General features: G+C 72.9%; 22 protein-coding genes. 17 read left to right on the forward strand and 5 right to left on the reverse strand.

Annotated features, from left to right (window positions below):
* Nucleotides 1-36: 36 nt before the first annotated feature.
* The 5 genes from IE295_RS01805 (at nt 37) to IE295_RS01830 (ending at nt 4984) form a co-directional block, all read left to right on the forward strand.
* Complete coding sequence (locus IE295_RS01805; RefSeq protein ID WP_190061615.1) at nt 37-1158, forward strand: ROK family glucokinase; 1122 nt, start codon at nt 37-39, stop codon at nt 1156-1158.
* A gap of 5 nt (nt 1159-1163) precedes the next feature.
* Nucleotides 1164-1757 (forward strand): hypothetical protein, encoded by a 594-nt coding sequence (locus IE295_RS01810; protein WP_224322958.1) that lies wholly within the window; start codon nt 1164-1166, stop codon nt 1755-1757.
* Nucleotides 1758-1815: 58 nt separating this feature from the next.
* Entirely contained in the window at nt 1816-3399 is a 1584-nt protein-coding gene (gene pcaDC, locus IE295_RS33220) for a bifunctional 3-oxoadipate enol-lactonase/4-carboxymuconolactone decarboxylase PcaDC (protein ID WP_224322959.1), read from the forward strand.
* Between the two features lie 65 nt (nt 3400-3464).
* Complete coding sequence (locus tag IE295_RS01825; RefSeq protein WP_190061616.1) at nt 3465-4109, forward strand: MBL fold metallo-hydrolase; 645 nt, start codon at nt 3465-3467, stop codon at nt 4107-4109.
* 95 nt (nt 4110-4204) lie between these two features.
* Nucleotides 4205-4984: an exodeoxyribonuclease III gene (locus tag IE295_RS01830; RefSeq protein ID WP_190061617.1), complete on the forward strand. Its 780-nt coding sequence runs from the start codon at nt 4205-4207 to the stop codon at nt 4982-4984.
* An 85-nt stretch (nt 4985-5069) separates the two neighbouring features.
* Here IE295_RS01830 and IE295_RS01835 read toward each other — a convergent pair whose 3' ends face one another.
* Nucleotides 5070-6935: an SGNH/GDSL hydrolase family protein gene (locus tag IE295_RS01835; RefSeq protein WP_190062357.1), complete on the reverse strand. Its 1866-nt coding sequence runs from the start codon at nt 6933-6935 to the stop codon at nt 5070-5072.
* Between the two features lie 148 nt (nt 6936-7083).
* On the opposite strand from IE295_RS01835, the gene IE295_RS01840 reads away from it, so the two are divergent.
* A complete protein-coding gene (locus IE295_RS01840) occupies nt 7084-7524 on the forward strand; it encodes a DUF6278 family protein (RefSeq protein ID WP_190061618.1) in 441 nt (146 codons plus the stop codon).
* 104 nt (nt 7525-7628) lie between these two features.
* On the opposite strand, the gene IE295_RS01845 is transcribed toward IE295_RS01840, so the two are convergent.
* Complete coding sequence (locus IE295_RS01845; protein WP_190061619.1) at nt 7629-8420, reverse strand: GntR family transcriptional regulator; 792 nt, start codon at nt 8418-8420, stop codon at nt 7629-7631.
* Nucleotides 8421-8627: 207 nt separating this feature from the next.
* On the opposite strand from IE295_RS01845, the gene IE295_RS01850 reads away from it, so the two are divergent.
* From IE295_RS01850 to IE295_RS01865, 4 genes are read left to right on the forward strand one after another with little or no spacing between them, the layout of a single operon-like run.
* On the forward strand, nt 8628-9371 hold the full coding sequence (locus tag IE295_RS01850; RefSeq protein WP_190061620.1) for an amino acid ABC transporter ATP-binding protein: 744 nt from the start codon (nt 8628-8630) through the stop codon (nt 9369-9371).
* A gap of 15 nt (nt 9372-9386) precedes the next feature.
* Entirely contained in the window at nt 9387-10292 is a 906-nt protein-coding gene (locus IE295_RS01855; RefSeq protein WP_190061621.1) for a glutamate ABC transporter substrate-binding protein, read from the forward strand.
* A gap of 13 nt (nt 10293-10305) precedes the next feature.
* The gene (locus IE295_RS01860; protein WP_190061622.1) at nt 10306-10950 is read left to right on the forward strand and encodes an amino acid ABC transporter permease; all 645 of its coding nucleotides are present in this window, start codon (nt 10306-10308) and stop codon (nt 10948-10950) included.
* Entirely contained in the window at nt 10947-11813 is an 867-nt protein-coding gene (locus IE295_RS01865) for an amino acid ABC transporter permease (protein ID WP_190061623.1), read from the forward strand. The genes IE295_RS01860 and IE295_RS01865 overlap by 4 nt, the downstream gene beginning before the upstream one ends.
* 5 nt (nt 11814-11818) lie before the next feature.
* On the opposite strand, the gene IE295_RS01870 is transcribed toward IE295_RS01865, so the two are convergent.
* Both IE295_RS01870 and IE295_RS01875 read right to left on the reverse strand, forming a co-directional pair.
* Nucleotides 11819-13012 (reverse strand): globin domain-containing protein, encoded by a 1194-nt coding sequence (locus IE295_RS01870; protein WP_190061624.1) that lies wholly within the window; start codon nt 13010-13012, stop codon nt 11819-11821.
* Between the two features lie 103 nt (nt 13013-13115).
* Entirely contained in the window at nt 13116-13565 is a 450-nt protein-coding gene (locus tag IE295_RS01875) for an RrF2 family transcriptional regulator (RefSeq protein ID WP_190061625.1), read from the reverse strand.
* A gap of 168 nt (nt 13566-13733) precedes the next feature.
* Here IE295_RS01875 and IE295_RS01880 point away from each other — a divergent pair, with 168 nt between their 5' ends.
* The 6 genes from IE295_RS01880 (at nt 13734) to IE295_RS01905 (ending at nt 21464) form a co-directional block, all read left to right on the forward strand.
* Nucleotides 13734-14627: an SGNH/GDSL hydrolase family protein gene (locus tag IE295_RS01880; RefSeq protein ID WP_190061626.1), complete on the forward strand. Its 894-nt coding sequence runs from the start codon at nt 13734-13736 to the stop codon at nt 14625-14627.
* Nucleotides 14628-14843: 216 nt separating this feature from the next.
* Nucleotides 14844-16679 carry a gamma-glutamyltransferase gene (ggt, locus tag IE295_RS01885; RefSeq protein WP_190061627.1) on the forward strand — a complete coding sequence of 612 codons (1836 nt, stop codon included), beginning with the start codon at nt 14844-14846 and terminating at the stop codon, nt 16677-16679.
* Nucleotides 16680-16880: 201 nt separating this feature from the next.
* Entirely contained in the window at nt 16881-17723 is an 843-nt protein-coding gene (locus IE295_RS01890; protein ID WP_190061628.1) for a nitrilase-related carbon-nitrogen hydrolase, read from the forward strand.
* Complete coding sequence (locus IE295_RS01895; protein ID WP_190061629.1) at nt 17720-19039, forward strand: aspartate aminotransferase family protein; 1320 nt, start codon at nt 17720-17722, stop codon at nt 19037-19039. The genes IE295_RS01890 and IE295_RS01895 overlap by 4 nt, the downstream gene beginning before the upstream one ends.
* Nucleotides 19036-20436 (forward strand): dihydropyrimidinase, encoded by a 1401-nt coding sequence (gene hydA / locus IE295_RS01900; RefSeq protein ID WP_190061630.1) that lies wholly within the window; start codon nt 19036-19038, stop codon nt 20434-20436. The genes IE295_RS01895 and hydA overlap by 4 nt, the downstream gene beginning before the upstream one ends.
* 26 nt (nt 20437-20462) lie before the next feature.
* Nucleotides 20463-21464 (forward strand): TIGR03842 family LLM class F420-dependent oxidoreductase, encoded by a 1002-nt coding sequence (locus IE295_RS01905; RefSeq protein ID WP_190061631.1) that lies wholly within the window; start codon nt 20463-20465, stop codon nt 21462-21464.
* A gap of 18 nt (nt 21465-21482) precedes the next feature.
* On the opposite strand, the gene lplAB is transcribed toward IE295_RS01905, so the two are convergent.
* Complete coding sequence (gene lplAB / locus IE295_RS01910) at nt 21483-22538, reverse strand: lipoate-protein ligase LplAB (RefSeq protein WP_190061632.1); 1056 nt, start codon at nt 22536-22538, stop codon at nt 21483-21485.
* Nucleotides 22539-23050: 512 nt separating this feature from the next.
* On the opposite strand from lplAB, the gene IE295_RS01915 reads away from it, so the two are divergent.
* On the forward strand, nt 23051-24130 hold the full coding sequence (locus IE295_RS01915) for a hypothetical protein (RefSeq protein WP_190061633.1): 1080 nt from the start codon (nt 23051-23053) through the stop codon (nt 24128-24130).
* Nucleotides 24131-24144 lie beyond the last annotated feature (14 nt).

Genomic DNA, 24144 nt, shown 5'->3' on the forward strand with positions numbered 1-24144 from the left:
GTCCACATCCACCACCACCGCAGGGGCACGACCGCGATGAGCATGTACCGCGAGCGGGTACACCGAGGCACCGCCAAAGCCACCGTGCTCCGCACGGTCGGCACGCGCGAGCGCCGCTCGCACCTCACCGCCCCGCGCGTCCCCACCGTCGGCATCGACATCGGCGGCACCAAGGTCATGGCGGGCGTCGTCGACGCCGACGGCAACATCCTGGAGAAGCTCCGCACGGAGACGCCGGACAAGTCCAAGAGCCCCAAGGTCGTCGAGGACACCATCGTCGAGCTCGTCCTCGACCTCTCCGACCGCCACGACGTCCACGCCGTGGGCATCGGCGCCGCCGGCTGGGTCGACGCCGACCGCAACCGCGTCCTCTTCGCCCCGCACCTGTCCTGGCGCAACGAACCGCTGCGCGACCGCCTCGCCGGCCGCCTCGCCGTCCCGGTCATGGTGGACAACGACGCCAACACCGCCGCCTGGGCCGAGTGGCGCTTCGGCGCCGGCCGCGGCGAGGACCACCTCGTCATGATCACCCTCGGTACCGGCATCGGCGGTGCGATCCTCGAGGACGGCCAGGTCAAGCGCGGCAAGTTCGGCGTCGCCGGCGAGTTCGGCCACATGCAGGTCGTGCCCGGCGGCCACCGCTGCCCGTGCGGCAACCGCGGCTGCTGGGAGCAGTACAGCTCCGGCAACGCGCTGGTCCGCGAGGCCCGTGAGCTGGCGGCCGCCGAGTCGCCGGTCGCGTACGGGATCATCGACCGCGTCGGCGGCAACGTCTCCGAGATCACCGGCCCCCTGATCACCGAGCTGGCCCGCTCCGGCGACGCCATGTGCGTGGAGCTGCTCCAGGACATCGGCCAGTGGCTGGGCGTGGGCATCGCCAACCTGGCCGCCGCCCTCGACCCCTCCTGCTTCGTCATCGGCGGCGGCGTCAGCGCGGCCGACGACCTGCTGATCGGCCCGGCCCGGGACGCCTTCCGCCGCCACCTCACCGGCCGCGGCTACCGCCCCGAGGCCCGCATCGTCAAGGCGCAGCTGGGCCCGGAGGCGGGCATGGTCGGCGCCGCCGACCTGGCCCGCCTGGTCGCCCGCCGCTTCCGCAGGGCCAACCGGCGCAGGGTGGAGCGCTACGAGCGCTACGCCCGGGCAGGCCGCGGGTGACCGTCATGGACCAGCCCGGACACATGGCGGCGAACGAGCCGCCCGAGCACCCCGAGACCGACGGCGCGACCACGGACGCGGGCGCCGGCCCGGCCCGCCGCCGCTGGCTCAAGCCGCTGATCGTCTTCCTGCTCATCGCCATCCCCGCCGGATACCTCTACATCTCCGCGATGCAGAGCCGCGGCGGCGGCGAGAGCAAGAAGGAGCAGGCGGCCGCCACCGGCCTCGAGGAAGGCTGGCCCACCCGCCTCCAGCGACGCCTGTACGAGGTGTCGGTCCCGCCCTACGCGGAGCACGTGGCCCACTTCGAGACCAACGCGTGGAAGGCGAGCTCGCTGTACCTGCAGTTCACCACCACGCGCGAGAAGTTCGACGCGTGGCTCGACGACTACGCCGGCTCCGACGCCGAGCTGAAGGACGGCGAGGTCACGATCGACGAGGACGAGGCGGACGTGGTGGGCTGGAAGTTCGCCGACGGCCACCACTGGGCGGGCACGGTCCGTGAGCAGGAGCGGCCCAAGCCGAACCTCGAGATCACGGCGAACCTGGACAACCCCGACTTCCCCCAGGTCTACGTCGTCTCGACGACCACGCCCTGACCCCGTCCGCCGCCACCCCCTCGAACGGGCGTCCGGCCGCGGCGGATAGCGTGGCGCGGTGAGCGAGAAGCAGACCCCCACCCTCCAGTACCGGACCGACGGCCCCGAGGAGGGCCCCGTACTCGTCCTCGGCCCCGCGCTGGGCGCGACCTGGCACATGTGGGACCGCCAGGTCCCGGAGTTCACCCGCCACTGGCGCGTGGTGCGCTTCGACCTCCCGGGCCACGGCGGCGCCCCCGCCGAGCCCGCGACGACGGTCGGCGAGCTCACCGACCGGCTGCTCGCCACGCTGGACGCGCTGGGCGTCGAACGCTTCGGCTACGCGGGCTGCTGCGTCTCGGGAGCGATGGGCACCGACCTCGCCCTGCGCCACCCCGATCGGCTCGCCTCGCTCGCCGTGGTCGGTTCGGCCGCGCGGTTCGACGGCGCGGAGAACTGGAGCGGAGGCGCGGAGATCCGCGCGAACGGCCTCGAGCCGGTCGCACGCTCCGCACCCGAGCGCTGGTTCACCCCCGCTTTCGCGGGCGCGCAGCCCGCGATCGTCGACTGGGCCGTCCAGATGGTCCGCACGACCGACATCCCCTCCTACGCCGCCGCCTGCGACGCGCTCGCCGCCTTCGACGTACGGGCCGAGCTGGGCCGGATCGGCGTGCCGATGCTGGTCGTCGTCGGCGCCGAGGACCCGCTCACACCGCCGGCCGAGGCCCGCGTGCTGGTGGCGGGCATCCCCGACGCCAGGCTCGCCGTCGTCCCGGCGGCACGCCACCTCGCCCCGGTGGAACAGCCGGCGGCACTGACGGACCTGCTGGTACGCCACTTCACCACGGCCTGGCAGACGTCGCCGCCCCTGACGCCCGCACCCGGCGAGCCCGTTGCCCAGGACGCCGCCGACCGCCCGGCGGCCGCTCCGGAGCCGGCCCCGGCCCCGGTGGATCAGGCCACCTCGCCCGCACCGGCGGGCTTCGGGCCGCCCACGGACCCGGACGAGGCTCCGGCCGCGGAAGCCGCCGCGGCGCAGCCCGCATGGGACGGCGGTGCAACGGCCCCGGCCGCTTCGGGTGCGGTGCTGCCCGGCCTCGCCGGAGCCTTCGGCCCGGCCGCGCCGGCCGGCGACGCGGCATCCGGCGCCGCCGCCGTCCCCCACATCGGCTTCGGCCCGGCCCCGGCGCCGCTGGGCGACAACCCGTACGCGGCCGCCGCCCCGGCGCCGGCTCCCCAGGGCCCCGGCACGACGGACGGCACCCCCGCGGCTTCCGAAGCTGCCGATGCCGACGCCCAGGCGCTGCGCCTCCGCGCCGAGGTGCTGGGAGACGACGCCCCGGCCGTCACCGCCGAGGCCGGCACCGACGCCTTCGCCGCCGGCTTCGAGGCCTTCGCGGCCCGCGTCGAGTGGGGCGGGACCTGGGCGCGCCCCGGACTCGACCGGCGCACCCGGTGCCTGGTCACCCTGGCCGTCCTCACCGCCGGCGGTCACCTCGACGAGCTCGCCCCGCACACCCGCGCCGCCCTGCGCAACGGCGTGACCCCGGCGGAGATCGAGGAGGTGCTGGTGCAGACCGCGCCGTACTGCGGCCTGCCCGCCGCCAGGGCGGCCTTCGCGGTGGCGCGCCGCGTCGTGGCGGAGGAGACCGCCGGAGTGTGACGCGTTTTCGACCCCCGGCGGGCACGACGCGCCCCCGACGCGTACGGCCGTAGCAGTATGGGCTCATGAAACTGATCAAGCAGAGCCATGCCTGTGTCCGGCTGGAGAAGGACGGCCGTACGCTCGTCATCGATCCCGGAGCGTTCAGCGAGGCGGACGCGGCCGTCGGGGCGGACGCGGTGCTCATCACGCACGAGCACGCCGATCATTTCGACGAGAACCGGCTGCGGGCCGCCCTGGAGGCCAACCCGGCCGCCGAACTGTGGACGCTGCGCAGCGTCGCGGAGCGGGTCTCGGCGGCCTTCGCCGGCCGCGTGCACACGGTCGGGGAGGGCGACGCCTTCACGGCGGCCGGCTTCGACGTGCAGGTGCACGGCCAGTTGCACGCCGTGATCCACCCGGACATCCCGCGGATCACCAACGTCGGCTACCTCGTGGACGGTTCGGTCTTCCACCCCGGCGACGCGCTGACGCTGCCGGGGCAGCCGGTCGAGACGCTGATGGTCCCGGTGATGGCCCCCTGGAACAAGGTCTCGGAGGTCATCGACTACGTCAGGGAGGTCAAGCCCCGCCGGGCCATCGACATCCACGACGCGCTGCTGACCGATCTCGCCCGGCCCGTCTACGACCGGATGCTGGGCCCGGACGGTCCGGGCGTGGGCGGGACCGACCACTCCCGCATGGCGGCGGGCCAGAGCATCGACCTGTGACACCGGGCCCCCGGGACCGGCTCCGGGACGGGCTCCGGAACCGGCCCCCGTTCCGCGGGACCGGGACTGTCAGAGGTGGCCGTTAGGCTGGCTCCATGCGCATCGCCACCTGGAACGTGAACTCGATCACCGCCCGTCTCCCGAGGCTGCTGGCCTGGCTGGAGAGCAGCGGCACGGACGTGCTGTGCGTCCAGGAGACCAAGTGCACCGCCGAGCAGTTCCCGGCCGACGAGCTGCGCGAGCTCGGCTACGAGTCCGCGGTGAACGCCAACGGCCGGTGGAACGGCGTGGCGCTGATCTCCCGCGTCGGCCTGGACGACGTGGTCATGGGCCTGCCGGGCGGCCCCGACTACGACGGCGTGCAGGAGCCCCGCGCGATCTCGGCGACGTGCGGGGGCGTGCGCCTGTGGTCGGTGTACGTGCCCAACGGCCGCGAGGTCGGTCACGATCACTACACCTACAAGCTGCACTGGCTGGAGGCGCTGCGCGACGCCGTCTCGGCCGACGCGACGGGGGAGCGGCCCTTCGCCGTCCTGGGCGACTTCAACATCGCCCCGACCGACGAGGACGTCTTCGACCCGGCCGTCTTCGAGGGCGCCACGCACGTCACCCCCGCCGAGCGCGCGGCCCTCGCCGCCCTGCGCGACGCGGGCCTCTCGGACGTCGTCCCGCGCCCCCTGAAGTACGACCGGCCGTACACCTACTGGGACTACCGCCAGCTGTGCTTCCCCAAGAACCGGGGCATGCGCATCGACCTGGTCTACGGCAACGCCCCCTTCGCGGGCGCCCACAAGGACGCCTTCGTCGACCGCGAGGAGCGCAAGGGCAAGGGCGCCTCGGACCACGCCCCGGTCGTCGTCGATCTGGACGTCTGATCCGGACGTCTGACCTGGACGTCTGACGTGGAGGGCGCCCGTCGCCGGGCGCCCTTTTCAGCCGTCAGCCCTCAGCCCTCAGCCGTCAGACCAGCTTGCGCAGGTCGACGGAGTCGCTGAAGACCTTCATCCCCGCGTCGTTGGGGTGCAGGTGATCGCCGGCGTCGAAGCGCGGCAGCATGCGTTCCGGGTGCTGGGGATCACGGATCGCCGCGTCGAAGTCGAACACGGCGTCGTAGATCCGCGCGGTACGGATGTGCCGGTTGATGGCCGTGCGCTGGGCGTCGGCCTCCGGGGTGCAGTCGTGGAAGCCCCCGCACGGGGCGATCGTGGCGGCCGCGACGCGCAGTCCCCGCTCGTGGGCGCGGGCGGCGATCGACTTGAGCGCGGCGATGACCGCGTCGGCCTTGGTGCCGGCGCGGATGTCGTTGACGCCCTCGAAGACGATGACCGTACGGGCCGAGGTCTGCGCGAGGACGTCGCGCTCGAACCTGTTGCCCGCGCTCACCCCGCTCTTGACGCTGCTGGTGCCGTCGCCGGGATAGCGGTCGCTGACCACGCGGTTGCCGGAGATGCCGTGGTTGAGGACGCCGAGCGCCGGGACGGCGTGCTGGGCGCGCAGCCGCCTGGCCAGCAGGTCCGGCCAGCGGCCGTTCGCCCCGGGAGTGGCCGCCTCGCCGTCGGTGATGGAGTCGCCGAGCGTCACCAGCGAGCCGGGGCCGCCGCTGACGTCGACACCGGTCAGCAGCGGCCAGCCCTCGAGCTTCTCGGTGAACCCGCCCGGGCCCCGGTCGCCGGTGCGGTCGCCGACGCCGTCGGCGCTGAGGTACGAGACCTGGCTGCTGTAGCTGTGCACGGGCACCGCCCGTACCGTGCCCGGCAGATGGATGCTCACCAGCAGGTTGGCGTCCGGCGGCACGGTGAATCGCACGGGGTCGCTGAACTGCTGGGCCCCCGCCGGGATGTCGGCGCCGTCCCGGCCGCCGAAGGTGAGCGGCACGGGCCGGCCGGCCGCCCCGGCGCCCTTGTCCTGCAGCGCCACGGTGGCGTGCCCGATGCGCACCGGGCGCTGGGCGAAGGTGTTCTCCAGCCGGACGCGGGTGTGCGGTCCGCCCGCGCTGCTGTGCACGATGAGGCGCAGGGTCCGGTCCGTCCACGGGCCCACGGCCGCGTACCCGGACGTGGACGCCGCCCAGCTGCCGGTCCACTCCTTCGTGGGAGCGCGCAGGGCCAGGGAGAAGACGTGCAGGTCCACCGCCGCGCCGGGATCCTTCGGCAGGACCACGGAGCCGATCTCCCGGCCCCGTGCGACGGGCACGGTCACGGTGTAGAGGCGGGTGGTCTCGGTGCGCTGCCCGTCACGGGTGTTGCGGTGGGGAAGGCCGACGGCCTTGGTGGTGAGGGGGCCGCGCCGCCAGTCGGGCGCGGTGAGGGTGTACGTGGTGGAGGAGCCGTCGCGGTAGCGGACGGTGCCCTTCCCGCCGACCGCGTTGCCGGCCGCCCCCTTCGTGCTGCCCGCCACCAGGAACGTCAGGGCCTCGCCGCGCCCCGTCAGCCGTACCGACTGCCCGGCGGCCCGTACGTTGTCGGGCCGGCCGGGCGCCGGGCGGGGCCAGGTCAGCCGGGAGGCGTCGATGTCCAGGGCGCGCCCCGGGGTCCAGCCGGCGGCGGCGAGGTCCTGGGCGGAGAAGGAGCCGCCGGAGCCGTCGAAGTCGGCGGCCGCCGGCCGGGCGTCGTCGCTGACCGCCCGATTGTCGAAGAGCCGCTCCAAGGGGAGCGGCTCTTTGGGGGCGGCGGCGTTCGTGGCCGGTCCGGCGGTGTTCACGGCCAGGGCCGGGGTGTTCGCGAGGGCGACGGCGCACACCGCCCCCGCCGCCACGGCCCCGGCCAGGGCCGTCGTCCGTCTGTGCCGTCGTGCGCCGACCGTCCTGAGACTCGGTGTCCGGAGCATGCGTGTCATGCCTCCCAGCGTTGCCCGCTCTGAAAGTGGCGGGATGAAGCTAAGGAGACGTGTGGGGAACGTCAAGGAGGCCAATCGGCCACGTCGGGCGCAGCGCGCCTGTGGTGGGGCCATCCGTGCGAGTGAGATCCTGGCCAGTATGAACATTCCCTTCTTGGACAGCTGGCGCAAGCGGCTCGGCCCGACTCACGGTGTGGCGCTGCCCGGCGCGTCCGACCGGGATCCGGAGGGTCTGGCCGAGCTGTTGTCGGAGTGCGAACTGCTGCGCGCGCACGCGCAGTCGGCCGGTGCCGTGCTCGACGACTCGCCGTCGTCCCTGGAGGCGCTGGACCAGCTGCAGCCGCGCTGGCGGGAGGACCCGGAACTGGTGCCCTGGCTCGGTAACGACGCGGGCCTGTACCTGGGCACGGTCATCGTGCGGACGGTCGGGGAGGCGGGCTGGTGGATCCGGCCGGACGGCCAGCCGGTCGTGCGGCTGCGCAACGGCCGTCAGATCGACGTGGTCGAGGCGGGCCAGGCGTGGGCGGAGGACGGAGCGCCGGAACTGTCCCGGCTCTACGGGGAGATCGCGGAGCGCTGACCCCGGAGCGAGCGCTGCCCCCGGCGCGCTGACCCCGGCGTGCGAGGCGCGGTGCCGGGGCGCGTCCACCCGCCGGGGGCGCGGGCGCGGGGGCCCGCGCCCGGTCAGCTGGTGAAGGGGATGGTGTACTCCAGCCGCCAGCGGTCCGCGCGGACCACGATGTCGGAGGTCTCCACGGCCCGGTCGTCGCCGTCGAAGTGGGTGCGCTCGACGACGGTGACGCACTGTCCGGCCGCGCAGCCCAGGGCTTCTGCCTCGGGCGTGGTGGCCGGCCGGGAGCCCACCAGTTCCCGGGCCCGTACGACCCGGATGCCGATGGCGGCCAGCCGGCCGCGCACGCCGCGTCGCGCGTAGGGCCCGCGCTCGGGCAGGGCGACGTCCGTGCCCTCGGTGATGGTCAGCGGCTCCCAGCTGGTGGCGAGCTGCACGGGGTGGCGGTTGGCCAGGTACTCGTACTGGGTGCACAGCACCGGCTCGCCCGCCGCGATGCCCAGGCGCTCGGCGATGGGCGCCGGGGCGGTGGTCTCGCTGGAGGAGGCCTCCCAGGTGAGCGCGGTGTCCCGGCCGTCCCGGGCCGGCCCGGTCTCGGCCGCCGGCCTGCTGTCGTACTCCCTGATCTTCGCCGCGAAGGGGGAGTCGACGGCTCCGGTCGACCGCAGCAGGGTCCCCAGCGGCGCCCGGTCGGTGACGAACACGCCCCGGCCGAACTGGCCCTGTGCGTAGCCGGCGGCCTTCAGCACCCGGACCGCGCGGTCCACGGTCTGATCGCTGGCCTCGTACGCGCGTTTGAGCTCGGAGCGGGAGGGGATGCGGTCGCCCACCGCCAGCCCGCCCTCGTCGATCCGCTGCCGCAGGTCGTCCGCGATGCGCAGGTATACGGGCCTGCTGTCGCCCACGCCGGGCTCCCTTCCCCCACTGCTTCCCCCATCCGGCCACCACAGGCTAGGTACCCAGGCTCGGTCTGTGTACCTAGGGCAAATGGCGGCTCTTGTGGTCCCCGATCCGGGTCGATCACCTTTTGTACGCGTGTCAGCGGAGAAGTCCCGTGGGGATGCGGATAGTTTGCGGCGACCGCGAGAGGGCCGAGAGTGGCAGGGGCTGGTATGGCCGTCGATCCGTTGATCGAGCTGCGTGATGTCAACAAGCACTACGGACAGCTGCACGTGCTGCAGGACATCAACCTCACCGTCGGCCGCGGGGAGGTGGTGGTGGTCATCGGCCCGTCCGGCTCCGGCAAGTCCACGCTGTGCCGGGCCATCAACCGCCTCGAGCCCGTGGAGTCCGGCACCATCCTGCTCGACGGCCACCCGCTGCCCGACGAGGGCCGCGAGCTGGCCCGGCTGCGCGCCGAGGTCGGCATGGTCTTCCAGTCGTTCAACCTCTTCGCGCACAAGACCGTGCTCGCCAACGTCTCCCTCGCCCAGGTCAAGGTCCGCAAGCGCGGCAAGGAGGAGGCCGACCGGCGCTCGCGGGAACTCCTCGAGCGCGTCGGGCTGCTCGCCCACGCCGAGAAGTATCCGGCGCAGCTGTCCGGCGGTCAGCAGCAGCGGGTGGCGATCGCCCGCGCGCTGGCGATGGACCCGAAGGTGATGCTCTTCGACGAGCCGACCTCGGCGCTGGACCCGGAGATGATCAATGAGGTGCTGGAGGTCATGCAGCAGCTCGCCCGGGACGGCATGACGATGGTCGTCGTCACCCACGAGATGGGCTTCGCCCGCTCCGCCGCCAACCGCGTGGTGTTCATGGCGGACGGCCGCATCGTCGAGGACCGCACGCCCGAGGGATTCTTCACCGCTCCCGAGAGCGAGCGGGCCAGGGACTTCCTCTCCAAGATCCTCAAGCACTGAGCGGGGGTGACCGCCATGAGACGCCTCGCCGCCGCCATCGCCCTGGCCGCCACCGCCCTGCTCGCCGCCGCGTGCGGGAAGGAGGGCAGCCCACCGGTCAAGGGCCCCAAGCCCGAGCAGCTGCCCTCCTACCGGGTCGACACCGGCTTCCAGCTGCCCGACTCGCCCACCTGGCGCGCCGCCAAGCGCCGCGGCCACCTCGTCGTCGGCGCCAAGGAGGACCAGCCCTACCTGGGCGAGAAGGACCCGGCCACCGGCACCTACTCCGGCTTCGACATCGAGATCGCCAAGATGATGTCCGCCTCCCTCGGCTTCGACCCCAAGACCGTCGCCTTCCGCACCATCGCCTCCGCCAACCGCGAAACCGCCCTGCAGAACGGCCAGATCGACTACTACGTCGGCACCTACACCATCAACGACCTGCGCAAGAAGCAGGTCGGCTTCGCCGGCCCGTACTACATCGCCGGGCAGTCGTTGCTCGTGCGGACCGACGAGAAGGACATCAACGGGCCCCAGGACCTGGCCGGCAAGCGGGTCTGCTCGGCGGCCGGCTCCACCCCGCTGCAGCGCATCCAGCGCGAGTACCCCAAGGCGGTCGCGGTCGCCTACGACACGTACTCGATCTGCGTGGACAACCTCATCAGCCTCCAGGTGGACGCCGTCACCACCGACAACACCATCCTCATGGGGTACGCCGCCAAGGCCCCCGACGAGCTGAAGGTGGTGGGGCAGCCCTTCTCCAAGGAGCCGTACGGCATCGGAGTGCCCCGCGGCGACACCGCCCTGCGCTTCGCCCTCGACGACGCCCTCACGGCCCACGAGAAGAACGGCGACTGGAAGAAGGCGTACGACGCCACCCTCGGCCTGTCCGGCGTGCCCGCCCCACAGCCGCCCCCCGTCGACCGCTACCCGGCGGGCTGAGGAGGATCGACCCTTGAACGTCCTCATCGACAACCTCGCCCTCTACGGCGAGGGCCTGCTCGGCACCGTCGAGCTCACCGTCTACGGCTCGCTGCTCGCGCTCGCCCTCGGCTTCGTCATGGCCTCCTTCCGGGTGGCGCCCGTCGGCTCGCTGCGCGCCTTCGGCACCGTGTGGGTGACGGTGCTCCGCAACACCCCGCTCACCCTGCTGTTCTTCGCGGTGATGCTGGGACTGCCGCGCTTCGGGATCGTCCTGCCCTTCCAGCTCTTCGCGATCCTCGCCCTCGGCTGCTACACCTCCGCGTTCATCTGCGAGGCGCTGCGCGCGGGCATCAACACCGTCCCCACCGGCCAGGGCGAGGCCGCCCGCAGCCTGGGCATGACCTTCGTCCAGACCCTCGGCGACGTCGTCCTGCCGCAGGCCTTCCGCTCGGTCATCCCGCCGATCGGCTCCACTCTGATCGCGCTCGCGAAGAACTCGGCGATCGCCGGGGCGTTCAGCGTCACCGAGCTGCTGGGCACGTACAAGACGCTCAACGAGCTGGGCTACAGCATCATCTGGTCCTTCATCTGGATCGCCGTCGGCTACCTGATCGTGACCCTGAGCATCAGCGCGATCTTCAACCTGCTGGAGAAGCGCTACGGAGTGGCCCGATGACCACCAGCACCGCCCTCTACGACATCCCCGGCCCGCTCGCCCGGCGCCGCCACCGCCTCTACGGCGTCCTCGCCACGATCGTGATCCTCGCCGTCGTCGCGTGGGTGCTCTACCTCCTCTTCGACACCGGGCAGTTCACGGCCGCGAAGTGGACCCCCTTCGCGTACGAGGGCATCCAGGAGATGCTGCTGCGGGGCCTGGGCAACACCCTCAAGGCCTTCGCCTACGCCGCCGTGCTCTCCCTCGCCCTCGGCGGGGTCCTGGCGTGCGGCCGGCTGTCCGTCCACCGGCCGCTGCGCTGGGCCGCCACGATCGTGGTGGAGTTCTTCCGCGCCATGCCGGTGCTGGTGATGATCTTCTTCGTCTTCGTCGCCCTCAAGGTCCAGCCGCTGCCCGCGCTGGTCACCGGACTGACCCTCTACAACGGCTCGGTGCTGGCCGAGGTGTTCCGCACCGGCGTGAACTCCGTCGAGCGCGGCCAGCGCGAGGCGGCGTACTCCCTGGGCATGCACAAGACCCAGGTGATGACGTACGTGCTGGTCCCGCAGGCCCTGCGGGCGATGCTGCCCACCATCATCAGCCAGCTGGTCGTCGCCCTGAAGGACACCTCGCTCGGCTTCCTCATCACCTACGAGGAGTTCCTCCACGCGGGCAAGCTGATCGCCGGCAACCTCGACTACGACCTGCCGTTCATCCCCGTCGTCATGATCATCTCCCCGGTCTACATCGGGATGTGCATGCTCCTGTCCTGGTTCGCCAACTGGGTCGCCAAGCGGCAGCGCCACAGCCCGAAGACCGAGGCCGTGGAGGTCGCCCCGCCCGAGCCGGGCACGCTGATGCCCGGGGCGGGGCCGCACCCCTGAAGGCCTCAGGCGTCGTCGCCGCCCTGCCACAGGTCGGGGCCGAAGACCTCGTAGTGGATGCGCGCGGCCGGCACGCCCGCCGCCAGGAGCTGGGTGCGGGCGGCCTTCATGAAGGGGAGGGGGCCGCAGAGGTAGGCGGTGGCGCCGGCCGGGATGTCGAGGAGGGACAGGTCGGCCCGGCCCGTGCGGTCGGCCGGGCGGGGGGCCTCGGGGTGCTCGTACCAGACGTGGGCGGTGGCGTCGGGGAGCTTGGCGGTGAGCTGCTCGAGGTCGGCGCGGAAGGCGTGGGTGCTCTCGCCGCGGTCGGCGTGCACGACGACGACGCGGCGGCCGGCGCCGGTGGCGGCGAGGTGGGAGAGCATGCCGGTCATCGGGGTGCAGCCGATGCCGGCGGAGACGAGCAGGAGCGGCGAGTCGCCGTCGTCGAGGGCGACGTCGCCGAAGGGGTGGCTCACGCGCAGGACGTCGCCCACGGCGACGTGGTCGTGGAGGTGGTTCGAGACCTCGCCCGCCACGTCGCCGCCCACGCGCTTGACGGAGAACTGCAGGGCGTCGTCGGGGTGGCCGGAGAGGCTGTACTGGCGGATCTGCCGGGCGCCGTCGGCGAGGGTGACCTGGACGGAGACGTACTGGCCCGGGCGGGCGGCGGGCAGCGGACGCCCGTCGTCGGGGCGGACGAGGAAGGTGGTGACCTCCGCCGTCTCCCGGCGGCGGGCGACGACGCGGTAGGGCCGCCAGGTGTCGCCGAGCAGCACGCCGGCCCGGGCGTAGAGCCGGGCCTCGAGGGCGGTGAGGGCGCCGGCCATCAGCCAGTAGACCTCGTCCCAGGCGGCCGCGACCTCGGGAGTGACCGCCTCGCCCAGCACCTCGGCGATGGCGGCGAAGAGGTGCCGGTGGACGACCGTGTACTGCTCGCGGGTGACGCCGAGCGAGGCGTGCTTGTGGGCGATGCGGGAGAGCATCGCGTCGGGGCGGACCCCGGGGTGCTCGATCAGGGCGGAGGCGAAGGAGGCGATGGCCCCGGCGAGGGCCCGCTGCTGGCTGCCGTCGGCCTGGTTGCCGCGGCTGAACAGGTCGCGCAGCAGTTCCGGGTGGGCGGCGAAGAGCTTGTCGTAGAAGAGCGGGGTGATCTCGTCGATCGCGCCGGCGACGGCGGGCAGGGTGGCGCGGACGATCTCGGTCGACTTCGGGGACAGCATCGGGGCTCCTCGCATGTGCCTGTGGGGCTAATTGGTATCTGAGATTCGTATTTTTGGGTGTACGAATTCTCGGGCGTACGAACGGACGGACGGCGGGGGAGGGTCAGCTGCCGGGGCGCGCTCCGAGGCTCAGCAGCACCGGGCCCGTCGGTGAGCCGGTCAGCTCCTCGACCGTGATCGGGTCGAGCGCGGCGAAGAACGCCTCCTGGGCGGCGCGCAGCGCCCCGCGCAGCCGGCAGGCGCCGCGCAGCGGGCACGGCGGCTCGTCCTCGCAGCCCACGACGTCGCCCGCACCCTCGAGTTCGCGCACCAGCCGGCCGACCGAGCCCGTGCGCCCGGCGGGGGTGAGGGTCAGTCCGCCGCCCCGGCCCCGGCGGGCCTCCACGACCCCCAGGTGCTGCAGGCGGCTGACCACCTTGGCGGCGTGGGTGTACGGCACGCCGACGGCGTCGGCCACCTCGCGCGTGGTCGGCGCGGCGTCCTCGGTGTCGCCCGTCACCGCCAGGCGCATGGCGATGCGCAGGCCGATGTCGGTGCTCTTGGTCAGTCGCACGGCTGCACCGTAGCTAATTGGATTCTGAGATGCCAATTTTTCCGTGTACGACCGGCGAGCGGCCGGATTGACAGGGAGTGATCACACCGGAAGTCTGGCCCCCGCTGGTTGACCAGTCAGTAACGACCGGCATTTGTGAAGACTTTTTCCGGACTTTTTGGAGCACTTGTGGCACGACTTCGCGAACGCGGTGCGCGATACGGAAAGGCGCTGGCGGCGCTCGGCGCGGCTTCGGCCCTGACGGCGGGAGCGGCGGGTGCCGCCGGGGCGGCCACCCCGGCGGACGAAGCGGCCGGCGGCGCCCGCTACGTCGCCCTGGGCGACTCGTACACCTCCGGTCCCGGCATTCCCGAGCAGACCGGCGGCGACTGCGCCCGGTCCAGCGTCAACTACCCCGCGCTGACCGCGAAGGCCCTGGGCCAGACGTCCTTCAAGGACGTCAGCTGCAGCGGCGCCACCACCGACGACATGTGGCGCGCGCAGGGCGAGAACCAGCCGCAGCTGGACGCCCTCGGCAAGCGGACCAAGCTGGTCACCGTCGGCATCGGCGGCAACGACATCGGCTTCGGCTCCATCATCGGCACCTGCGCCCAGCTGTCGGTCACCGACCCGGCCGGCGCCCCCTGCAAGAAGCAGTACACGGCGCCCGACGGCACCGACCAGCTCACCACGCGCGTCAACGAGGCGGCCCCCAAGATCGCCCGCGTGCTGAAGGCCGTGCACGAGCGCGCCCCCTACGCCAAGGTCGTGCTGGTGGGCTACCCGACGATCATGCCGGACAGCGGCGCGAGCTGCTTCCCGGCCGTGCCGATCGCCGCCGGCGACGCCGCCTACCTGCGGGACACCGAGAAGCGGCTGAACGCGATGCTCAAGGAGCAGGCCCGCGTGGCGCACGTCCGCTTCGCCGACACCTACGGCCCGACCACCGGCCACGACGTGTGCGTGCCCGCCGCGGACCGCTGGGTCGAGGGCGCGAGCCCCGAGAACCCCGCCGCCCCCTTCCACCCCAACGCCAAGGGTGAGCAGGCCATGGCCGGCGCCGTGCTCGCGCGACTGCGCTAGGCCCTGTCCGGCGGAGGGGCCCCGGGGCTCGCCCCCGGCACCTCTCCGCCGTGACGGCGACCGGCCCACGGATACGGCCCGGCGGTGCCGGACCGCGCCGCGGCCCAGGTGACGATCCGCCGGACGGGCCGGGGCGGCGGTCCTGGGCAAACGCCTGTCGGAGGGCGGGCTCCGCGAGTAGGCTCCGGGGCCCGTTCGTCCGACACGGAGGCACACATGGCCCTCGCCAGACCGAACACCCGCCGGAGCCTGTCCGTCCTGGCGGCGACGGCAGCGCTCCTCACCGGTGCGCCGGCCGCGCCCGCCGCCGCGGGGCCCGGCCCCGCGACGGCCCCCGCGCCCGGCAAGTCGCCCGTGGCGGTCGGCTACGGCGGGGCGGTGGCCAGCGTCGACGCCGACGCCTCGGCGGCCGGCATCGAGGTGCTGCGCAAGGGCGGCAACGCCGTGGACGCCGCGGTCGCCACGGCCGCCGCCCTCGGCGTCACCGAGCCCTACTCCGCCGGCATCGGCGGAGGCGGCTACTTCGTCCACTACGACGCGAAGTCGGGCAAGGTCTCCACCCTCGACGGCCGCGAGAAGGCCCCGCTCAGCGCCACCAAGGACCTCTTCCTCGAGAACGGCCGGCCCCTCCCCTTCGCCGACGCCGTCACCAGCGGCCTGAGCGTCGGCACCCCCGGCACCCCCGCCACCTGGGACACGGCGCTGCGCACCTGGGGCAGCCGCCCGCTGGGCGACGTCCTGCGGCCGGCGCAGAAGCTCGCCCGGGACGGCTTCACCGTCGACGAGACCTTCCGCAAGCAGACCGCCGACAACCAGGCGCGCTTCAAGGACTTCCCCGCCAGCGCCGAGCTGTTCCTGCCCGGCGGCCGGCCGCCCGCCGTGGGCTCGAAGCTGAAGAACCCCGACCTCGCCCGCACCTACGGGCTGCTGGCCCGTCAGGGCGTGGACGCCGTCTACCGGGGCGCGGTCGGGCGCGACATCGTCCGCACCGTCCGCAAGCCCCCCGTCGACCCCGCCTCCCGGCGCGTCGCCCGGCCCGGCGACCTGACGGAGAAGGACCTGCGGTCCTACGCGGTGCGCGCCCAGGCCCCCACCCGGGTCTCCTACCGCGGCCTGGACGTCTACGGCATCGCCCCCTCCTCGTCCGGCGGGACCACGGTCGGCGAGGCGCTGAACATCCTGGAGAACTCCCGGCTGGGCGGCCTGGACCGCACGGCCTACCTGCACCGCTACATCGAGGCCAGCCGCATCGCCTTCGCGGACCGCAACCGCTGGGTGGGCGACCCGGCGTTCGAGAAGGTGCCCGTCGAGGGGCTCACCTCGCAGCGCTTCGCCGACTCCCGCGCCTGCCTCATCAAGGACGACGCGGTCCTCACCAGCCCGCTGCCGCCCGGCGACCCCGCCCGGCCGGGGTCGTGCACGCGGCGGGGCACGCCCGCGCCCACCCCGTACGAGGGCGAGCACACCACGCACCTGACGGTCGCCGACAAGTGGGGCAACGTCGTCGCCTACACCCTGACCATCGAGCAGACCGGCGGCAGCGGCATCACCGTGCCCGGCCGCGGATTCCTGCTCAACAACGAGCTGACCGACTTCTCCTTCACTCCCGTCAGCCCCGGCGTCCACGACCCCAACCTCCCCGGGCCGGGCAAGCGCCCGCGCTCCTCGCTGTCGCCGACGATCGTCCTCGACCACGGCAGGCCCGCCTTCGCGCTGGGCTCGCCCGGCGGCGCGACGATCATCACCACCGTGCTGCAGACGCTGCTCAACCACGTCGACCGGAAGATGCCGCTCGTCGAGGCGATCGCCGCGCCGCGCGCCAGCCAGCGCAACGCGGCGGCGACGGAGCTGGAGCCGGGGCTGTGGGACAGCCCGGTGCGCGGGCGGCTCGAGGACAAGGGCCACGTCTTCAAGCCGAACCCCGAGATCGGCGCGGCGACGGGCGTCCAGCGGCTGCCCGACGGGCGATGGGTGGCCGCCGCCGAGAAGACCCGGCGCGGGGGCGGCTCGGCCATGGTCGTACGGCCGTCCGGGAAGCCGCCGGTGCGCTGACGCGTGGTGCGCACGGGCGGCGCGAGCCGCTCGTCGCTCCTGCCGGGGCGCCTGGGATAGGCCGCCCGCATGGGTTGGGCGGGCGGGTTTTCCACAGGAACTGCGATGGTCTTGCCACGGGGAGTGACGGGACCTACGGTCGCATGCACACGCGGATCTTCGCGTGGCAGCCTTGCTCACGCCCCGGCAGAGGAGCAGCTCATGGCCAACGTTGTCCGTGCCGCACTGGTCCAGGCGACCTGGACCGGTGACACCGAGTCGATGATCGCCAAGCATGAGGAGCACGCCCGCGCGGCCGCCGCGCAGGGCGCGAAGGTGATCGGCTTTCAGGAGGTGTTCAACGCCCCCTACTTCTGCCAGGTGCAGGAGGACGAGCACTTCCGCTGGGCCGAGCCCGTCCCCGACGGCCCGACCGTCCGCCGGATGCGCGACCTCGCCCGGGAGACCGGCATGGTGATCGTCGTCCCGGTCTTCGAGGTCGAGTCCTCCGGCTTCTACTACAACACCGCCGCCGTCATCGACGCCGACGGCACCTACCTGGGCAAGTACCGCAAGCACCACATCCCGCAGGTCAGAGGCTTCTGGGAGAAGTACTACTTCAAGCCCGGCAACCTCGGCTGGCCCGTCTTCGACACCGCCGTCGGAAAGGTGGGGGTCTACATCTGCTACGACCGCCACTTCCCCGAGGGCTGGCGCTCGCTCGGCCTCGAGGGCGCCCAGCTCGTCTACAACCCCTCCGCCACCTCCCGCGGCCTGTCCGGGTACCTGTGGCGGCTCGAGCAGCCGGCCGCCGCCGTCGCCAACGAGTACTTCATCGCCGCGATCAACCGCGTCGGCCAGGAGGAGTACGGCGACAACGACTTCTACGGCACCTCCTACTTCGTCGACCCGCGCGGGCAGTTCGTGGGGGACGTCGCCAGCGACACCAAGGAGGAACTGCTCGTCCGCGACCTGGACTTCGGCCTCATCGAGGAGGTCCGCCGGCAGTGGGCGTTCTACCGGGACCGCCGGCCCGACGCCTACGACGGGCTGGTGCGTCCATGAGCCCGCTCCAGCCCTCCCTCCACGCCCGGCACCGGGCCGTGATGCCCGAGTGGCTCTCCCTCTACTACCGCGAGCCGCTCGAGCTCACCCACGGCGAGGGCCGGTACGTGTGGGACGCCGGCGGCCGGCGCTACCTCGACTTCTTCGGCGGCATCCTCACCACCATGACCGCCCACGCCCTGCCCGAGGTCACCAAGGCCGTCGCCGAGCAGGCCGGACGCATCCTGCACACCTCCACCCTCTACCTCGACCGGCACATGGTCGAGCTCGCCGAGCGCGTCGCGGCCCTGTCCGGCATCCCCGACGCCCGGGTCTTCTTCACCGCCTCGGGCACCGAGGCCACCGACGCCGCCCTGCTGCTGGCCACCACCCACCGGCGCTCCAACCAGATCCTGGCCATGCGCAACAGCTACCACGGCCGCTCCTTCTCCGCCGTCGCCGTCACCGGCAACTCCGCCTGGTCGCCCACGAGCCTCTCGCCGCTGCAGACGCTCTACGTCCACGGCGCGGTCCGCACCCGCGGCCCGTACGCCCACCTGTCCGACGGCGAGTTCATCGAGGCCTGCGCCCGGGACCTCGAGGACGTCCTCGGCCAGGCGCACGGCAACGTGGCCGCGCTCATCGCCGAACCGGTGCAGGGCGTCGGCGGGTTCACCGCGCCGCCCGACGGGCTCTACGCCGCCTTCCGTGAAGTCCTCGCACCGCGCGGCATCCTGTGGATCAGCGACGAGGTGCAGACCGGCTGGGGCCGCACCGGCGACCACTTCTGGGGCTGGCAGGCGCACGCCGCGGCCGGCCCGCCGGACCTGCTGACCTTCGCCAAGGGCATCGGCAACGGCATGTCCGTCGGCGGGGTCGTCGCCCGCGCGGAGATCATGAACTGCCTCGAGGCCAACTCCATCTCCACCTTCGGCGGCAGCCCCGTCACCATGGCCGCCGGCCTCGCCAACCTCACCTACCTCCTCGAGCACGACCTGCAGGGCAACGCCCGCCGCGTCGGCGGCCTGCTCATCGAGCGGCTGCGCGCCATCGCCGCCGGGCTGCCGCTCGTCCGCGAGGTCCGCGGCCGCGGGCTGATGATCGGCGTCGAGCTCGTCGGACCCGACGGCGCGCCCTCGCCGCGCGCCGCCGCCCTCGCCCTCGAACACGCCCGGGAGGCCGGCCTGCTGCTCGGCAAGGGCGGCCGCGAGGGCAACGTCCTGCGCATCGCCCCGCCGCTGACGCTGACCGTCGCCGAGGCGGAGGAGGGCGCCGCCGCACTCGAGGGGGCACTGCGCCGCACGGGGGGCACCATCTCCGAGGAGGAACGACCGTGACCACGACGATCATCAGCGGTGGCCTGGTCATCACCGCGGCCGACGAGACGCGCGCCGACGTCCTCGTCGAGGACGGCAAGGTCGCGGCCCTGGCCTCGCCCGGCAGCGCGTACGCCCGCGGCTGGAGCGCCGACCGCACCATCGACGCCACGGGGAAGTACGTGATCCCCGGCGGCGTCGACGCCCACACCCACTTCGAGCTCCCCTTCGGCGGCACCTCCTCCTCCGACACCTTCGAGACGGGCACGCGGGCCGCCGCCTGGGGCGGCACCACCACCGTCGTCGACTTCGCGGTCCAGTCGCGCGGACGGGCGCTGCGCGAGGGCCTGGACGCCTGGCACGCCAAGGCCGAGGGGAAGTGCGCGATCGACTACGCCTTCCACATGATCCTCTCCGATGTGAACGACGGATCCCTGAAGGAGATGGACCTCCTGGTGGGGGAGGGGGTGACGTCGTTCAAGCTGTTCATGGCCTACCCCGGGGTGTTCTACAGCGACGACGGGCAGATCCTGCGGGCCATGCAGAGGTCCGCCGGCAACGGCGGGCTGATCATGATGCACGCCGAGAACGGCATCGCCATCGACGTCCTGGTCGAACAGGCCCTCGCCGCCGGCAGGACCGACCCCCGCTACCACGGCGAGGTCCGCAGGGCGCTGCTGGAGGCCGAGGCCACCCACCGGGCCGTGCAGCTCGCCCGCGTCGCGGGCAGCCCGCTCTACGTCGTCCACGTCTCCGCCGAGGAGGCCGTCGCCGAGCTGGTCCAGGCGCGCGACAAGGGCCTGCCGGTCTTCGGCGAGACCTGCCCGCAGTACCTCTTCCTGTCCACCGACAACCTCGCCGAGCCGGGCTTCGAGGGCGCGAAGTACGTCTGCTCCACGCCGCTGCGCCCCCGCGAGCACCAGGCTGCGCTCTGGCGCGGGCTGCGCTCCGACGACCTGCAGGTGGTCTCCACCGACCACTGCCCGTTCTGCTTCTCCGGCCAGAAGGAGCTGGGCCGCGGCGACTTCTCGAAGATCCCCAACGGCCTGCCGGGCGTGGAGAACAGGATGGACCTGCTCCACCAGGCCGTCGTGGACGGCCACATCTCCCGCCGCCGCTGGATCGAGATCGCCTGCGCCGCGCCCGCCCGCATGTTCGGCCTCGCCCCGCACAAGGGCACCATCACCCCGGGCGCCGACGCCGACATCGTCGTCTACGACCCGCACGCGACCCAGACGATCTCCGCCGAGACCCACCACATGAACGTCGACTACTCGGCGTACGAGGGCCGGCGCGTCACCGGGCAGGTCGAGACCGTCCTCTCGCGCGGCGAGGTCGTCATCGACCGCAGGCGCTTCACCGGCCGGGCGGGACACGGGCGCTTCGTGCCGCGCGCCACCTGCCAGTACCTCAACTAGCCCGTTCGTAAGGAGTGCACCGCACCGTGGACTTCGGCCTCGTCCTCCAGACCGACCCGCCCGCCTCCACCGTCGTCGAACTCATGCGCACGGCCGAGCGGTCCGGCTTCCGCTACGGCTGGACCTTCGACTCCGCCGTGCTGTGGCAGGAGCCCTTCGTCATCTACAGCCGCATCCTGGAACACACCGAACGCCTCGTCGTCGGCCCCATGGTCACCAACCCCTCCACCCGCAGCCCGGAGGTCACCGCCTCCACCTTCGCCACGCTCAACGACATGTACGGCAACCGCACGGTGTGCGGCATCGGCCGGGGTGACTCCGCGATGCGGGTGGCGGGCCGCAAGCCCAACACCCTGGCCACGCTCAGCGAGGCCATGCGGGTCATCCGCGACCTGGCGGAGGGCCGGGAAACTGTCATAGACGGTACGGCGCTGCGACTGCCCTGGGTGCGCGACGGCCGGCTGCCCGTGTGGATGGCGGCCTACGGGCCCAAGGCCCTGGCCCTCGCCGGCCGGGAGGCCGACGGCTTCATCCTCCAGCTCGCCGACCCGTATCTGACGGAGTGGATGATCAAGGCCGTCCGCGACGCGGCCGCCGAGGCGGGCCGCGACCCCGCCTCCGTCACCATCTGCGTGGCCGCGCCCGCCTACGTCGGCGACGACCTCGGCCACGCCCGCGACCAGTGCCGCTGGTTCGGCGGCATGGTCGGCAACCACGTCGCCGACCTCGTCACCCGCTACGGCGAGCACTCCGGCCTGGTCCCCGAGGCGCTCACGGATTACATCAAGCAGCGCCACGGCTACGACTACAGCCACCACGGCCGCGCGGGCAACCCCTCCACGGACTTCGTGCCGGACGGGATCGTCGACCGCTTCTGCCTGCTGGGACCGGTGGAGGCACACCGCGAACGGCTGGAGCGGCTGCGGGAGCTGGGCGTGGACCAGTTCGCCGTCTACGCCATGCACGACGCGAAGGAGGCGACGATCGAGGCCTACGGGAAGCACATCATCCCGGTGCTGGGCGGATGACGACGCCGGCCGGGGACGCTACGGAACGCGCGCCGTCCACTCCCGCGAGGAGAACTTCGTGGCGGCGAGCTCCTCGGCCCGCGCCATCTCCTCCGCCGTGACCGAGCCCTCCTTCAGCCCGTACCGCCCGCGGAACGACTCGATCATCCTCTCGATGACGGCCGGCCGCGGGAGGCCGGTCTGCCGGCGCAGCGGATCCACCCTCTTCTTCGCGCTCTTCGTGCCCTTGTCGGACAGCTTCTCCTTGCCGATGCGCAGCACCTCGAGCATCTTGTCGGCGTCGATGTCGTAGGCCATCGTCACGTGGTGCAGGACCGCACCGTTCTCGCCCATCATTCGCTTCTGCGCGGCCCCGGCGATCTTCCCGGACTCGGTGGCGATGTCGTTCAGCGGCTGGTACCAGGCTTTGATGCCCATGTCCCCGAGGGCGGCGAGCACCCAGTCGTCGAGGTAGGCATAGCTGTCGGCGAAGGACAGGCCTTGCACGAGGGAGTCCGGTACGTAGAGCGAGTAGGTGATCGTGCTTTGGGGTTCTACGAACATAGCCCCGCCACCGCTGATACGCCGGACGACCGTCATGTCATGACGCGCGGCGGATTCCATATCCACTTCGTTGCGCAACGACTGGAAACTACCGATGATCACGGCCGGCGATTCCCATTCCCACACGCGCAGCGTCGGCGGCCGGCGCCCCGCAGCGACCTCCGCGGTGAGGACCTCGTCCAGCGCCATGTGCAGGGCGGGGGACTGGGGGCCCTCGTGGATGAGCTGCCAGTCGTAGTCGTGCCAGTCGGTGGCATTGGCCAGTGCCCGGCGCACGGCGACGCCCACGGCCTCGGAGGTGAGACCGAACATGACGGTGCCCTCGGGGAGGGCCGCGTCGATGCGGGCGGCGAGCTCCTGCGCCGGCAGGTCGGCGTTGGCCCCTTCCAGCGCCCGGTTGATGTCGAACAGCGCCTCGTCGGGCTCCAGGAAGAAGTCCCCGGCCACCCGCACGTCACGAAGGGCCCCGTCGCGGACCTCGACGTCCACGACGACCAGCTTGCCCCCCGGAACCTTGTACTCCCCGTGCACCGTGCGTCCTCCAGAAACGTGCCTCTGAGCCGGTCTCAGCGGCGGATACAGTCACCGTACGTGCTGGGCTGACGGGGCACTGTTGGCCGGAGCGCCCCGGGCGCGGCCACGATCCGCGCGGCAATGGCCGGCCTAGGAGCAGATGGACTGTGGTCACCGGTAAAACACCGGGAGAGCACTTCAGGACGGGCCGCCGATGCCGGGTCGGCAGCAGCTTTTCTGAAGCAGTGACGGCCCTGCGCGGAGGACCGGTCGGGCGGAGGCCATGCGTGGACAATGCGCATTTCACCCGATGAGCTGACCGGTGGGCCCATGCCGGTATCCGGGACCGTGCCGGTGGCTAGCTTCGGCCGGGACGCGTCACCTCACGCCGAAGGAGTGTCATGAGCCTGTTGCCGTTTTCGTCCCGCGCATATGACCGTTCACGGTCGGGGCCGCCGTCCTTGTCCCGTCGCGGCAGATCCGTCCGTGCGGTGGCCGGGATCCTGTTCCTGACAGGGAGCCTGCTGCCGATGGCCACGGCAGCTCCCGCCCACGCCGCCGGCCAGCAGGAGTGGGGGCCCGGGCGCTGGCTGTGGACCGTTCCCGCCGGCGTCACCTCGATCACCGTCTCCATGTGGGGCGGCGGGGGCGGGGGCGGAGGCGCGGGAGGCGGCGGAGGAGGCGGGGGCGGAGGCGGCGGCGGTAACGGCAACAAGAGCAACCCCCTCGGCGGCAGCAACGGCGGGGGAGGGGGCGGGGGCGGGGGCGCCTCGGTCGGCGGCAGCGGCGGCGGCGGGGGCAGCGGCGGCCATGTGACCTGTGTGCTGACCGTGCGGCCGGGCGACCAACTGGAGATGTACGTGGGCGGCGGCGGAGCGGGCGGCCGTGGCGGTGCCGGCGGCGAGGGCGGCAAGGGCGGCAAGGGCGGCGCCACCGCATTCGGCGGCGGCAGCGACGGGGGGCAGGGCCGAGCGGGCCACGCCGGAACCAGCGGAGCAAACGGCGACGGCGGCATCATCTACCGGCGCATCGGCGGCAGTGGCCGCCCGTCGACCGTGGCGACCGTCTCGGGCGGCAAGAGCGGAGCCCGGGGCCTTGCCGGTCATCCGGGCAAGCCCGGCAAGGGCGGGAACAACGGCACCTCGGGCGGCGGTACGCCCGGTGTCGGCGGGGAAGGCGCGCACACGCAGGTGGCGGGCGGCGCCGGAGGTGTGGGCGGCGCCACCTCCAACACCTGCGCAGGCACAGGCGCCGTCATCACGCCCGGCAGCGCCGGCGCGAAGGGCGGCGACGGCGGGCCCGGCCAGAACGGAACGAACGGGGAGCTGCACCTCGGGGGCAGCCCGGGTGGTGAGGGCGGTGCCGGCGGGCTCGCAAGCGCCGGCGGCGCACCGGGATCGCCGGGCTCGGCCCACGGCGCGGGCGGCGCAGGCGGAGCCGGCGGTAACGTCGGCAGCTCGGGCGGCAACGGCGGGCGGGGCGGCTCCGACGCCCAGGGCGTAGACCGCAAATACCGCCTCGGGCAGAACGCCGGATCCGGAGTCGCCGGCACTGCGGGCACGACCGGCGCCAGCGGCGGCGGTGACGGAGCGGTGACCATCACCTGGTGACCCCACACACGTTC

The organism is Streptomyces griseocarneus (assembly GCF_014655595.1).
GTDB classification, from domain to species: domain Bacteria; phylum Actinomycetota; class Actinomycetes; order Streptomycetales; family Streptomycetaceae; genus Streptomyces; species Streptomyces griseocarneus.

Excerpts from the sequence above, each read along its gene's own strand:
- IE295_RS01805 (WP_190061615.1), top strand. The coding sequence starts at position 37 with ATGAGCATGTACCGCGAGCGGGTACACCGAGGCACCGCCAAAGCCACC.
- IE295_RS01810 (WP_224322958.1), top strand. The coding sequence starts at position 1,164 with ATGGACCAGCCCGGACACATGGCGGCGAACGAGCCGCCCGAGCACCCC.
- IE295_RS01825 (WP_190061616.1), top strand. The coding sequence starts at position 3,465 with ATGAAACTGATCAAGCAGAGCCATGCCTGTGTCCGGCTGGAGAAGGAC.
- IE295_RS01830 (WP_190061617.1), top strand. The coding sequence starts at position 4,205 with ATGCGCATCGCCACCTGGAACGTGAACTCGATCACCGCCCGTCTCCCG.
- IE295_RS01835 (WP_190062357.1), bottom strand. The coding sequence starts at position 6,935 with ATGCTCCGGACACCGAGTCTCAGGACGGTCGGCGCACGACGGCACAGA.
- IE295_RS01840 (WP_190061618.1), top strand. The coding sequence starts at position 7,084 with ATGAACATTCCCTTCTTGGACAGCTGGCGCAAGCGGCTCGGCCCGACT.
- IE295_RS01850 (WP_190061620.1), top strand. The coding sequence starts at position 8,628 with ATGGCCGTCGATCCGTTGATCGAGCTGCGTGATGTCAACAAGCACTAC.
- IE295_RS01855 (WP_190061621.1), top strand. The coding sequence starts at position 9,387 with ATGAGACGCCTCGCCGCCGCCATCGCCCTGGCCGCCACCGCCCTGCTC.
- IE295_RS01865 (WP_190061623.1), top strand. The coding sequence starts at position 10,947 with ATGACCACCAGCACCGCCCTCTACGACATCCCCGGCCCGCTCGCCCGG.
- IE295_RS01870 (WP_190061624.1), bottom strand. The coding sequence starts at position 13,012 with ATGCTGTCCCCGAAGTCGACCGAGATCGTCCGCGCCACCCTGCCCGCC.
- ggt (WP_190061627.1), top strand. The coding sequence starts at position 14,844 with ATGGCCCTCGCCAGACCGAACACCCGCCGGAGCCTGTCCGTCCTGGCG.
- IE295_RS01890 (WP_190061628.1), top strand. The coding sequence starts at position 16,881 with ATGGCCAACGTTGTCCGTGCCGCACTGGTCCAGGCGACCTGGACCGGT.
- IE295_RS01895 (WP_190061629.1), top strand. The coding sequence starts at position 17,720 with ATGAGCCCGCTCCAGCCCTCCCTCCACGCCCGGCACCGGGCCGTGATG.
- IE295_RS01915 (WP_190061633.1), top strand. The coding sequence starts at position 23,051 with ATGGCCACGGCAGCTCCCGCCCACGCCGCCGGCCAGCAGGAGTGGGGG.